Genomic DNA, 12,506 nt, shown 5'->3' with positions numbered 1-12,506 from the left:
AGAAAGATCCCCATTGTGCGCCCGTACCCGTGAGCCGGGTGTTGCCGCCGGATAGCGGCGGCGTGCGTGTGTCAGCCGTTGTCCTGGCGGGCCAGCTGCAGATCGCGCTGGCGCCGCTTTTCGGCCCGCGCGTTGATGTACCAGCCGATCACCGCCGCCACCGATACCGCCGACACCAGCAGCGTCGCCAGCGCGTTGATCTTCGGGCTGATGCCCATGCGCACCGAGGCGAACACCTTCATCGGCAACGTGGTCGAACCTGGTGTGGCGACGAAGCTGGCCACCACCACGTCATCCAGCGACAGGGTAAACGCGAGCAGCCAGCCGGCCACCAGCGCCGGGGCGATGATCGGCAGGGTGATGCGGCCGAACACGGTAAGACGGCTGGCGCCCAGATCCATCGCCGCCTCTTCCAGCGAAAGGTCCATTTCCTGCAGGCGCGAGGACACCACCACGGTGACGAAGCACAGGGTGAAGGTGACGTGGGCGATCCAGATCGTGGTCAGGCCGCGTGCCGGGAAGCCGGGAATGGCACCCATCGACGCCAGCAGCGCCATCAGCGAGAAGCCCAGGATCACATCCGGCATCACCAGCGGCGCGGTGACCAGTGCGCCGAACACCTGCTTGCCACGGAAGCGGCGGAAGCGGGTCATCACCATCGCCGCCAGCGTGCCCAGCACGGTGGACGTACAGGCGGTCCAGAATGCCACCACCAGGCTGGTCCACATCGCATCCATCAGCGCGCGGTCGGCAAACAGGTCGCTGTAGGCGCGGGTGGAAAACCCGGCCCAGACCATCGCTAGCCGCGAGCTGTTGAACGAATAGAACATCAGCAGCAGGATCGGCAGGTACAGGAAGGCGAAGCCCAGCAGCAGCACGCCCAGGCCCAGGCCCTTCGCACTACGCGGGCTCATGCCTGCTTCCCTTCCAGCAGTCGCTGCTGGGAACGGTTGAACCACAGGATGGGCACCAGCAGCAGCAGGATCATCGCCACGGCCATCGCCGAGGCACCGGGCCAGTTGCGGTTGTTGAAGAACTCGTTCCACAGCTGGCGGCCGACCATCAGCGTTTCCGAGCCGCCCAGCATTTCCGGAATCACGAATTCACCCACCGCCGGAATCATCACCAGCATGCAGCCGGCGATGATGCCCGCCTTCGACAGCGGCAGGGTGATGCGCAGGAAGGCCTGCCAGGGTTTGGCGCCAAGGTCGTAGGCCGCTTCCAGCAGGCGGTGGTCATGCTTGACCAGGTTGGCGTACAGCGGCAGCACCATGAACGGCAGGTAGCAGTAGACGATGCCGATATAGGCCGCGGTCGGGGTGTCGATCAGCTGCAGCTTGGGCAGGCCCATGTGGGTCATCAGCGATTGCAGGCCGGTGAACTGCAGGAACTGGTCGAGTAGGCCGTTGCGGTCGAGGATCGCCTTCCAGGCGTACACGCGGATCAGGAACGAGGTCCACGACGGCAGCACCACCAGCATCATCGCCACGTTGCGCGCAGCCGGCGACAGGCGCGCGATGGCATAGGCCATCGGGTAGCCGATCAGCAGGGTGAGGAAGGTGGAGATCGCCGCGATCCTGATCGAGCTGAGGAAGGCCTGCGCGTAGATCGAGTCGCGGAACAGCGCCAGGTAGTTCTCGAGGTTGAGCTTCAGCGAGAACGCGCCATCGACGTACTGCAGCAGCCAGGTGTACGGCGGTGAGCCGACCCGGCTGTGCGAGAAGCTGATCATCAGCACGATCAGGAACGGCACCGCGAAGAACAGCAGCAGCCACAGGTAGGGAATGCCGATGACCGTGGCACGCGTGCCCGGCAGCCAGCGCTTCAGGCCCGCCGCACTCATGAGGTCAGCACCACGCCGTCGTTGTCGCGCCAGTGCACCCATACCTCATCGCCCCAGGTCAGGCCATCGCTGGCCCAGCGCTGCGAGTTGGCGAAGTTGGCCAGCACCTTGGCGCCGCTGGGCAGGCGTACGTGGTAGACCGAGTGGCTGCCGAAATAGGCGATGTCCTCGATCACGCCCTGGGCCTTGTTGGTGTGCCCTTCCGGTTCGTCCTTGCCGATCATGACCTTCTCCGGGCGCAGCGCGAACGCAACCGGCTGCCCTTCGTAACAGGTGATGCCGTGGGCGATGTAGACCGGCGCCGGGAACAGCGGCGAGCGCACGGTCACGTACTCGGGCAGGTCCTCGTCGATGACGCCCTCGAACAGATTGACCGAACCGATGAAGCCGGCCACGAACCGGTTGGCCGGCTGCTCGTAGACTTCATCGGGCTTGCCGACCTGCTGGATCCAGCCGGCATCCATCACGGCGATGCGGGTGGCCATGGTCATAGCCTCTTCCTGGTCGTGGGTGACCATCACGCAGGTCACGCCCGACGATTCGATGATGCTGACCAGTTCCAGCTGCATCTGCGAGCGCAGCTTCTTGTCCAGAGCGCCCATCGGCTCGTCCAGCAGCAGCAGCTTGGGCCCCTTGGCCAGCGACCGCGCCAGCGCCACGCGCTGCTGCTGGCCACCGGAAAGCTGGTGCGGCTTGCGCTTGCCCAGGTGCGCCATCTGCACCAGGTCCAGCATCTCGCCCACGCGGCGGCTGATCGCATCCTTGGCCAGGCCGTCCTGCTTCAGGCCGAAGGCGATGTTCTGCTCGACCGTCATGTGCGGGAACAGCGCGTAGGACTGGAACATCATGTTGACCGGCCGCTGGTACGGCGGCAGTGCGTCCAGGCGCTGGCCATCGAGGGTGATGCTGCCCTTGGTGGGCGTCTCGAAGCCGCCCAGGCAGCGCAGCAGGGTCGATTTGCCGCTGCCCGAGCCACCGAGCAGGGCGAAGATCTCACCCTTGCGCACGTCCAGATTGACGTCGTCGACGGCGACAAAGCCGTCGAATTCCTTGCGCAGGTCACGAATGGAGAGATAGCCGGGCGCACCGTTCGCATCGACGACGACGGCTTCCGGCTGGGCTTCAACGGGCATGGGGGCTCCGGGAGCGGGCGGTGGACAGCGGTGGCCATTCTACCGGCCGGGGGGCTGGAAATGCGTGCAGACCCACGGTCGGCACCCACCGGATCGGGGGGCCGCCGGGCATGGCCCGGCGGAGTGCATCAGCGCGCGGCCACAGGCGGTGCCTCCTGCCAGCCCAGGCCCAGGCTCTTCTGCAGCGCCACGTAACGCACCAGCACCTGCAGGCGCGCCTGCGCGGCGGCATCCTGCGCCTGCAGGTGCTGGCGCTGCACGTCCAGCAGATCGATCTGCGATGTGGCCCCGGCCTGCCGGCGCTGGCCCATCAGGGCCAGGGATCGGTCCGCCGAGGCCTCGGCGCGCAGGCTGGCCTGCAGCTGCTGGCGCGCGGCACCAAAGCGTGCCAGCGCGGTGTTGGCATCCTGCAGCGCTGCCAGCACGGTGCCCTCGTAGGCGGCCAGCCGGGCCTGGTTGCCCGCCCGGGCCTGGGACACACGCGCCTTGTTCACGCCGAAATCGAACAGCGACCAGCGCAGGAACGGGGCAACGATGGTCGCCGCCGAATCCCGGCCGAGGTCGGAAACCGATGTGGCACCGGCACCGATGGTGCCCAGCAGGGTGACCTGCGGAAAGTACGCCGAGATTGCCTGGCCGATCTGCGCCGACGAGGCCGCCAGCTCGCGCTCGGCCTTGCGTACATCCGGACGACGCTGGATCAGCGCACCGGCATCATCCACCGGCACGCGTGCAGGCAGCGGCGGCAGCGGCTGGTCTGCGGCCAGCCGTGCGTCCAGTGCGCCCGGCTCGCGACCGACCATCAGCGCCAGTACGTCACGCGCCTCATCCGCCTGTGCCTGCAGCGGTGGCAGCGCGGCCTGCTGCTGTTGCAGCTGGGCCTGTGCGCGTTCGACCTGCAGGTCCGAATCGGCGCCGCGCTGGCGGCGCTGGCGGGTCAGCTGCAGGCTGTCCTCGGCCGCGCGAAGGTTGTGTCCGGCCAGTGCGATGCGTTCGCGGCTGCTGCGGAAACCCAGGTACACCTGCGTGAGCTCGGCCGCCAGCTGTACCTGCGCATCGGCCAGCGCTGCCGCATTGGCCTCCGCTTCGGCAGCGGCCTGTTCGGCCGCACGGCGGCGGCGGCCGAACAGATCCAGTTCCCAGCTGGCGTCGAAGCCGGCGACGTACAGTTCGGTGTCCAGGTCGATATCGGCAAACTGCTGGCGCAGCTGCGCGGCTTCCTGCGGCCGGCCGTTGGCCTCGGCAACGCCTGCGATGTTCTCGCCCAGACCACGCACGCTGTTTTCGATGGAATCCGGCGCCTTGACGTTGGCATAGCCCGCGGCCGCGCCGACGCTGGGCAACTGCTCGGCACGGCGCTGGCGCTGCAGCGCGCGCGATGCCAGCAGCTTGGCCTGCGCGGCACGCAGGTTGGGGCTGTTGCGCAGGGCCTCGTCCACCAGTTCGTCCAGCAACGGATCGTTGAGCGCGCGCCACCACTGGCTCGGCGGTGCAGCCTGCTGCACATCGGCCTGCGCGGAACGCGGCAGCTGCGCCTGCGCGGTGGCGCCTGCGGCGACGTCCGGCTTCACGTAGTCCGGCCCCAGCATGCAGCCCGCCAGCAGCAGCGGCAGCGCCGCGGGCCACAGGCGGCACAGGCGGCACAGGCGAAGGGAGTGGTCCACGGAAAGGGGCAAGGTCGTCGAAGTCATCAGTGCATCGCCAATGGAACGCCCTTGGGCAGGGGCTTGAGCAGGAAGACCAGCGGCAGGGTCGCCGCCACGATCAGGCCGAAGATCCAGAACAGGTCGTTGTAGGCCATCACCATGGCCTGCAGCTGCACCGTCTGCGCCAGCACCGCCACCGCCTGCGTTGCGTCGCCCAGCTGCTGGCCGTAGGCATGCAGCGCGTCCTGGGCAAGGGTGGAATTGGCGGTGACGCTGCTGCCGATGGCATCGATGTGCAGCGTGGCGCGGCGTTCCTGGAAGGTGGAGATGATAGCCAGGCCGATCGAGCCGCCGAGGTTGCGCGCGGCATTGAACAGGCCCGAGGCATCACTGGTGTACTCACGCGGCACCGAGGTGATGGCGGCCTGGTTCAGCGCCATCATCGCCAGCGCCAGGCCGCAGCCCTGCAGCAGCTGGCCGATGACGAAGTGCGGGCCGATGCTGTCCGGCGTCAGCCCGAGGTTGACGAAGCAGGCGGCGGCGAAGCACAGCATGCCGCCGAACACCATGATGCGCACGTCCACCGTTTCCAGCATCTTCGGCATCAACGGCATCAGCAGGATGGTGGGAAGGCCGGCCAGCAGCAGCACGTAGCCTGCCTGTTCGGTGTTGTAGCCGGCGATGATCGCCAGGAACTGCGGGATCATGTACATGACCCCGAACAGGATCATGCCGACCGCCATCACCATCACGAACACCGCGCCGAAACTGCGCTGGAACAGGATGTTGAGGCGGATGACCGGCGCCTTGCTGGTGAACTGGGAGAGCGCCAGCAAGGCAAAACCCAGCACCGAGACAATGCTCAGCACCACGATCATCGTCGATTCAAACCAGCGCTCGCGCTGCCCGTCTTCCAGCACTACGGTCAGTGCGGACAGGCCGGCCGTCATGCCGACGATGCCCAGCCAGTCCGCGCGCAGCAGCCCGCCCCAGTTCGATTTTTCATGCGGCAGGCCCAGCAGCAGCAAGGCGACCAGACCCGCGCAGATCGGCACATTGATGAAGAAGGCGTAGTGCCAGCTGACGTTCTCGGTCAGCCAGCCGCCCAGCAATGGGCCGATCACCGGGCCGAGGATGACGGTCATGCCGAACAGTGCGGTGCCCAGCGGCTGCTGCTTCGGTGGCAGGCGCGTGCCGACGATGGTCAGCGCCGTGGGAATCAGCGCGCCGCCGGCAAAGCCCTGCCCGACCCGTCCGGCAATCATCATGGGCAGCGAATCGGCCAGCCCGCACATCACCGAGAATGCAGTGAACAGCGTGGCGCAGATCAGCAGGAAGGTGCGCAGGCCCAGCGTGCGCACGAACCAGCCGGTCAGCGGAATCATCACGATTTCCGAGACCAGGAACGCGGTGGAGATCCAGGTGCCCTCGGTGCCGCTGGCGCCGACCTCGCCCTGGATGGTGGGCAGCGCCGCGTTGACGATGGAGATGTCCAGCGTGGCCATGAACGAGCCGATGGTGCCGGCCGCGACGGCCAGCCACGCGCCCGCATCGGCCTTGCCACCGGTAGCGGGTGCTGCGGGGGCGGTGGTGGCGTTCATCGCGCCGGCGCGGCCGTGGCCTCGGCCTCGTCCTGGGTGCGCGCACGTGCATCCTTGGCGTTGCGGGTATCGACCGTCACTTCCACCGACATGCCCGGCACCAGTACCTTGCGCGCTTCGGCACCGGCATCCACGCGGATGCGCACCGGCACGCGCTGCACGACCTTGGTGAAGTTGCCGGTGGCGTTCTGCGGCGGCAGCAGCGCGAACTGCGAACCGGTGCCCGGCGAAATGCTTTCCACCGTGCCATGCAGGGTGGTGCCCGGCAGCGCATCGACCTTGATCTCGGCCGGCTGCCCGGCGCGCATCAGGCCCACCTGGGTTTCCTTGAAATTGGCGCTGAGGTACAGCGATTCGACCGGCACGATGGTCATGGTGCGGGTGCCGGCGGCAACGAACTGGCCAACCTGCACGGTCTTGTTGCCGACGCGGCCATCGATGCGCGCGCGCAGTTCGGTGTCCTCGAAGGCCACCCGGGCCTGCGCGGCATCGGCCTGCGCCTGCTTCAGGCCGGCCTGCGCCTGTTCCAGCTGCGCCTGGCTGGCTTCGATCTGGCTCTGCGCGCCCTGGATCTGCGCCTTGGCCGCTTCGTACTGGGCCTGCGCGCGTTCGACGTCATGGCGCAGGCTTTCCACGTGTTCATGGGTATCAGCGCCACTGGCGGCCAACGGGGTGAAACGGGCCAGCTCGGACCTGCCGAAGCGCAGCGAGGCGGTGGCGGCGGTGAGCTGGGTGCGCGCCTGCAGCAGGCTGGACTGCTGGCCCTGCACGCCGGCCGCAGCGGCGGCGATGTCCGCCTGGCGCACGGCGATGACGGCCTCGGCCTGGTCCAGGGTGGCGCGGTAGGTGCGCGGGTCGATGCGCAGCAGCGGTTCGCCGGCCTTGACCCACTGGTTGTCCTGCACAAGCACTTCGGTGACGTAGCCGTTGATGCGCGGGGCGACGGCCACGGCGTCGGCCTGCAGGTAGGCGTTGTTGGTGTCCTGCAGGTAGCGGCCGACCAGCAGGTGGTAGACGAGCCAGACGACCAGGGCGACGACCACGACGACGCCGATGATGGCCAGCGTCCAGCGGACCTTGGGGTTCTTCAGTGGCGAGGGCTTGTCCTCGCTCGTCGATGTGTCTTCGCCAGTGGGGGCGTCGGTGCGCTGGGGTTGGTCGGTCATCGTCTCGTCGCGGCGGTGGTCAGTGCCATACGGGACGGTAGGGGACGACGTGCGGACGCGGAGTGAAAGTGCCGCTCGACCGTTCCGGCCGCGGAAACGCATGCGACCTGTGTCGCGATCGTCCCGGTCCGGCAAGGCGCGCTGCGTGCCGTCCTGGCCATGCAACCCTTGCCACTGAAGCCGTCTGCACATCTGCAACTGTTTTCGGAACCGTAATCGTTGACCGCTGCCCCGCAGGCCGGGCGGAATCGGGGCGACCTGCCCAAGGATCTGCCATCGCCATGCCTGCATCTGCTGCCCACACTGCTGCGTCACCCTCGCGCCCTCTGGATGTCGTCATCATCGGCGCCGGCCACGCTGGACTGTCCTTGAGCGCCGTCCTGCAGGAGGCTGGCGTCGATCACCTTGTGTTTGAATCGGCGTACGTGGGCGCCAGTTGGCAACGACGCTGGGACGCCTTCCAGGTCAACACCGCCAACATGACGATGGCGCTGCATGGCTACGCCTATGACGGTGACGACCCGGAGGGCTTCATGACCGCACCCGAGGTCATCGACCTGCTTGCCGGCTACGCGCAGGCGCGCGCGTTGCCGGTGCAGGAAGGCTGCACGGTCCTGCGGGTCGCCCGCGCCGCGGATGGCTATGCGATCACCACCGACCAGGGCCGCCTCCACGCGCGGTCCGTGGTGGTGGCCACCGGGGAGTATCGCCGGGCACGCATGCCGCGCGTTCCCTTCGCACCCAGCGCAGCCCTCGCCGTGCTGCATTCGGGCCAGTACCGCAATGCCGGGCAGCTGGCCGACGGTGCGGTACTGGTGATCGGCGGTGGACAATCGGGCGCGCAGATCGCCCAGGACCTGCATGCCAATGGACGCCAGGTCTACTGGTCACTGGCCGACCGGCCATCACATACGCGCCGCCTGCGTGGCAAGGATTCCATGATCTGGTGGGACATGGCCGGGCGCATCCATCAGCACGTGAGCGAATCGGCTGGCGTGCTGGCTGGCGAACCCGATGCGCTGCGAAAGGCCAGGACGGCGGAATTCCCGTTGATTTCCGGCAAGGGGAGCGCTGGCCGCGGCAGTTCGATCAGCCTGATGAGCCTGCACCGCGACGGCATCACCCTGCTCGGGCGCCTGCAGGAGCTGAGCGGTCATGCGTGCCGCTTTGCCGACGTACAGCCGCAGCTGCGCCGGGCGATCGAGGCCACGCGGGCCGAGTTCGCCTATCTGGATGGACTGGCCAGTGCGTACTACGCCACGCGACCGGAACCGCGCACGGATGACGCCCGCTACATTCCCGAGGAGGTCTACCTGGACTGGGAGCTGCCATCCTCGCCCTCCTCCCTGGACCTGCAGCGTGCGGGCATCCGGTCGGTGGTGCTGGCCACCGGCTTCGTCGCCGAATGGCCATGGCTGGCCGTGGACGGCGCGCTTGATGCGCATGGCTATCCGCGGGGCGAGTTCGGGGTGTCACCCGAGCCGGGGCTGTTCTTCATCGGCATGCACAATCTGCAGCGGATGAGTTCGTCGTTCCTGTGCAACGGGGGCCGCGATGCGCGCGACCTGTTGCCGGGCATCCTGCGGCACCTTGAGCGGTGCCGCAGCGCTGCCTGAGTCGGGTTGCCGGCCGCTGGCCGGCACTACCTGGTTGCCGGCCAGCGGCCGGCCCTACCATGATTGGCTGGCTTACCGGCCGGTCTTCACCTCGGTCCACAGGCGGGTGTACAGCTTGTCGGTTTCCGGGGTGTTGATCGAGTAGGTGAACATCTTTTCGGCCACGTCGGCCGGCGGGTAGATGGTCGGGTCGGTGCGGATGGCTTCATCCACCAGCGGCGTGGCCGCGGTCACCGGGTTGGCGTAATGGATGAAATTGGTATTGGCCGCGGCGACCTTCGGTTCCAGCAGGTAGTTGATGAACGCGTAGGCTGCTTCCGGGTGCTTGGCATCCTTCGGAATGGCCAGCATGTCGAACCACTGCGGTGCGCCTTCCTTCGGAATCGAGTACGCCACGTGCACGCCGTTGCTGGCTTCCTCGGCACGGTCGCGGGCCTGGATGATGTCACCCGACCAGCCGACCACCAGGCAGGTGCCACCGTTGGCCAGCGAGCCGACGTACTGCGAGGAATGGAAGTTCTGCACGTACGGACGGATCGACTTCAGCAGATCGGCCGCCTTCTGCAGCTCGGCCGGGTCGCCACTGTGCGGGTCCAGGCCGAGGTAATGCAGGGCGATCGGGATCATGTCTGCCGGCGTGTCCAGGATGGTCACGCCGCAGTCCTTCATCTTGGCGATGTTTTCCGGCTTGAACACCAGGTCCCAGCTGTTGGCGATGTCGGCGCTGCCGCCGAAACGCTCCTTCAGCATGTCCACGTTGTAGCCGATGCCGGTGGTGCCGATCATGTACGGCACGCCGTACTTGTTGTCCGGGTCCTGGGTGGCGATGCGCTTCATCACCGACGGGTCCAGGTTGGCCAGGTTCGGGATCTTGCTCTTGTCCAGCGGCAGGAACACGCCGGCCTGGATCTGGCGGCCGAAGAAGTTCAGCGTCGGCACCACCACGTCGTAGCCGCTGTTGCCGGCCAGCAGCTTGGTCTCGACCATCTCATCGCTGTCGAACACATCGTAGGTCACCTTGATCCCGCTCTCCTTCTCGAAGGTCGGGATGGTGTCTTCGGCGATGTAATCGCTGTAGTTGTAGACGTTCAGGACCTGGCTGTCCTGTGCGCCGCCGTTGCCACCGCCGCAGGCGGCGAGCAAGGCGGAGGCCAGGCCGAGCGTGAGGATACGCAGCTTCATCGGGTGCTCCAGAATGCGGAATTGGGGGGAGGCCGGCGCGGCCGGCGACGGGTGCCAGCCTACCCCCCGGCGGCTCATTCATCAATTCCGGGCCTTCACACGTTCAACAGCAGGAACTCGCGCTCCCAGGAGCTGATGACGCGGAAGAAGGTCTCGTATTCCTTGCGCTTCACCGAGATGTAGGCCCGGCAGAAGCGTTCGCCCAGCAGGGCCTGCAGTTCGGCGCACTGTTCCAGGCCATCCAGCGCCTCACCCAGCGAGCGCGGCAGGTTGTAGCCCAGCTCCTTGGCGCTGCCAGTCACCGGCGCATCCGGGGCCAGCCGTTCGCGGATACCCAGCAGGCCGCACGCCAGGGTCGCGGCCATGGCCAGGTACGGATTGGCATCGGAGCCGGCAAAGCGGCTTTCCACCCGCATGTTCTCCGGGGTGTCCAGCGGTACCCGCAGGCCGCAGGTGCGGTTGTCGTAGCCCCAATGCACGTTGCTCGGCGAGACCTCGCCGAACACCAGGCGCCGGTAGGAATTGACGTTCGGGGCGAAGAAGGCCATCGCCTGCGGCACGTACTTCTGCAGGCCGCCCAGATAGTGGCCGAACACCGGGCTGAACTCCCCCTCGGCATGGGTGTCGCCGGCGAACACATTGCTGCCGTCGCTCACCCGCACCAGGCTCTGGTGGATGTGCATGGCGCTGCCCGGCTCGTTCTCCATCGGCTTGGCCAGGAAGGTGGCGTACACGCCGTGGCGCATCGCTGCCTCGCGCATGGTGCGCTTGAACAGGAACACCTGGTCGGCCAGGTCCATCGCATCGGCATGGGTGAAGTTCACTTCCAGCTGCGCCGCGCCGGATTCGTGGATCAGCGTGTCCACGTCCAGTTTCATCGCATCGGCGTAGTCGTACATCAGGTCGAGGATGGGGTCGAATTCGTTGACCGCATCGATCGAGTACGACTGCCGCGCCGTTTCCGGGCGCCCGGAACGGCCGGCGGGGGGAAGCAGCGGGAAGTCAGGATCGGTGTTCTTCTGCACCAGGAAGAATTCCAGCTCCGGCGCCACCACCGGGCGCAGGCCCAGTTCCGCGTAGGCCGCCAGTACCCGGCGCAGCACATTGCGCGGCGCCAGCTCGTGCGGCTCGCCGTTCTTGGTGTAACAGTCATGGATGATCTGCGCGGTGGCATCGGCCGCCCACGGCACCATGCGCACCGTGTCCGGATCGGGCCGCAGCATCATGTCCGAGTCCGACGGCGAGGTCAGATCGTAGTAATCGTCGGGAAACTCACCGGTGACGGTGGTAGCGAAGATGCCTTCCGGCAGGCGCGTGCCATAGTCATGCGAGAACTTGTCGGCAGGAATGATCTTGCCGCGCGCATTGCCGGTGATGTCAGGCACCAGGCACTCGACCTCGGTGATGCGCCGCTCCTTCAACCAGCGCAGCAGACTGCTTTCCTGCGGTGCGGGGGGCGTGGCCGTCTTGCGCGGGCGAGGTCGGGAACTCATCGGGAATCCAGTCGGTTCTGTTGGTACTGCCGGCAAGCTTGGCCGAAAGCACGGAAAATAGCGTGATAGAACGGCGCCTGCATGACACGCCACTCCGGATGCCACTGTACGCCGAGCACGAAGGAATGCCCGCTGCTGCGCGCCGCTTCGACCAGGCCATCATCGGCCCACGCCTCCACCTGCAGGCCATCGGCCAGGCGGGCGATGCCCTGCCCATGCACGGAATTGACCCAGGCCTGGTCGCTGCCGTGCCACTGCGCGAGCCAGCCATTGCCGGCCAGGGTGACCGCATGCGCGGGGCCATACTGCTCCTCGACCGGCGCCTGCGGGTCCTCGCGATGGTCGCTCATGCCCGGAACCGCATGCACCTGCGGATGCAGGCTGCCGCCCAGGGCCACGTTCAATTCCTGGAAACCGCGGCAGATCGCCAGCACCGGCAGGTCCAGCGCCAACGCGGCGTGCAGCAGGGCAAAGGCATTCGCATCACGCGCGGGGTCATGCAGGTTGCCCGGCCAGCTGCGGCCCCCTTCATAGTGCTGCGGTTCGATATTGCTGACCGCACCGGTCAACAGCAGGCCGTCCAGGCCCTGCAGCCAGTCGTCCGCCGGCAACGCCGGCTGCAGGCTGGGCAGCACCAGCGGGGTGACCCCTGCGGCATCGACCAACGCGCGCACGTACTTTTCGCCAGCCACCGCGAACCGGTGATGGCCCAGCACGGTGCTGTCGGTGGGCAGGCCCACCCAGGGCAGGCGGCGCATCGGGAAACTCCTTGGCGTGGCGACACGTTACCTGCCCGTGCGCGCAGGCGGCAAGTCGGCGCCGTCAC

Annotated in this window: 9 protein-coding genes and 1 pseudogene; 1 reads left to right on the top strand and 9 read right to left on the bottom strand. The window is 67.3% G+C overall.

What is annotated here, in order from left to right; translation table 11 throughout:
* Nucleotides 1–71: 71 nt before the first annotated feature.
* The 6 genes and pseudogenes from C1924_RS06960 to C1924_RS06935 all read right to left on the bottom strand — a co-directional run.
* Nucleotides 72–914, bottom strand: coding sequence for an ABC transporter permease subunit (locus C1924_RS06960; protein WP_108764640.1), 843 nt, complete (start codon nucleotides 912–914; stop codon nucleotides 72–74).
* Nucleotides 911–1,843 (bottom strand): ABC transporter permease subunit, encoded by a 933-nt coding sequence (locus tag C1924_RS06955; RefSeq protein WP_108764639.1) that lies wholly within the window; start codon nucleotides 1,841–1,843, stop codon nucleotides 911–913. The genes C1924_RS06960 and C1924_RS06955 overlap by 4 nt, the downstream gene beginning before the upstream one ends.
* Nucleotides 1,840–2,976 (bottom strand): polyamine ABC transporter ATP-binding protein, encoded by a 1,137-nt coding sequence (gene potA, locus C1924_RS06950; RefSeq protein WP_108764638.1) that lies wholly within the window; start codon nucleotides 2,974–2,976, stop codon nucleotides 1,840–1,842. The genes C1924_RS06955 and potA overlap by 4 nt, the downstream gene beginning before the upstream one ends.
* Nucleotides 2,977–3,104: 128 nt before the next feature.
* Nucleotides 3,105–4,565: an efflux transporter outer membrane subunit gene (locus C1924_RS06945; RefSeq protein ID WP_254051265.1), complete on the bottom strand. Its 1,461-nt coding sequence runs from the start codon at nucleotides 4,563–4,565 to the stop codon at nucleotides 3,105–3,107.
* A gap of 101 nt (nucleotides 4,566–4,666) precedes the next feature.
* Nucleotides 4,667–6,223 (bottom strand): DHA2 family efflux MFS transporter permease subunit, encoded by a 1,557-nt coding sequence (locus C1924_RS06940; protein WP_108764636.1) that lies wholly within the window; start codon nucleotides 6,221–6,223, stop codon nucleotides 4,667–4,669.
* Nucleotides 6,220–7,326, bottom strand: a pseudogene (locus tag C1924_RS06935) (HlyD family secretion protein); the annotation flags it as partial. The pseudogene C1924_RS06935 and the gene C1924_RS06940, both read right to left, overlap by 4 nt.
* A gap of 344 nt (nucleotides 7,327–7,670) precedes the next feature.
* On the opposite strand from C1924_RS06935, the gene C1924_RS06930 reads away from it, so the two are divergent.
* Nucleotides 7,671–9,005 carry an NAD(P)/FAD-dependent oxidoreductase gene (locus tag C1924_RS06930; protein ID WP_108764634.1) on the top strand — a complete coding sequence of 445 codons (1,335 nt, stop codon included), beginning with the start codon at nucleotides 7,671–7,673 and terminating at the stop codon, nucleotides 9,003–9,005.
* Between the two features lie 72 nt (nucleotides 9,006–9,077).
* Here C1924_RS06930 and C1924_RS06925 read toward each other — a convergent pair whose 3' ends face one another.
* The 3 genes from C1924_RS06925 to C1924_RS06915 form a co-directional block, all read right to left on the bottom strand.
* On the bottom strand, nucleotides 9,078–10,187 hold the full coding sequence (locus tag C1924_RS06925; RefSeq protein WP_108764633.1) for a polyamine ABC transporter substrate-binding protein: 1,110 nt from the start codon (nucleotides 10,185–10,187) through the stop codon (nucleotides 9,078–9,080).
* A 95-nt stretch (nucleotides 10,188–10,282) separates the two neighbouring features.
* Nucleotides 10,283–11,680 (bottom strand): glutamine synthetase family protein, encoded by a 1,398-nt coding sequence (locus C1924_RS06920; RefSeq protein ID WP_108764632.1) that lies wholly within the window; start codon nucleotides 11,678–11,680, stop codon nucleotides 10,283–10,285.
* A complete protein-coding gene (locus C1924_RS06915) occupies nucleotides 11,677–12,438 on the bottom strand; it encodes a gamma-glutamyl-gamma-aminobutyrate hydrolase family protein (RefSeq protein ID WP_108764631.1) in 762 nt (253 codons plus the stop codon). Before C1924_RS06915 ends, C1924_RS06920 begins: the two co-directional genes overlap by 4 nt.
* Nucleotides 12,439–12,506 lie beyond the last annotated feature (68 nt).

The organism is Stenotrophomonas sp. ESTM1D_MKCIP4_1, from assembly GCF_003086895.1.
In the GTDB taxonomy this organism is placed as follows: Bacteria; Pseudomonadota; Gammaproteobacteria; order Xanthomonadales; family Xanthomonadaceae; genus Stenotrophomonas.
The sequence above is the reverse complement of the archived record's forward strand: the minus strand, read 5'-3'. Positions and strand labels throughout refer to the sequence as shown.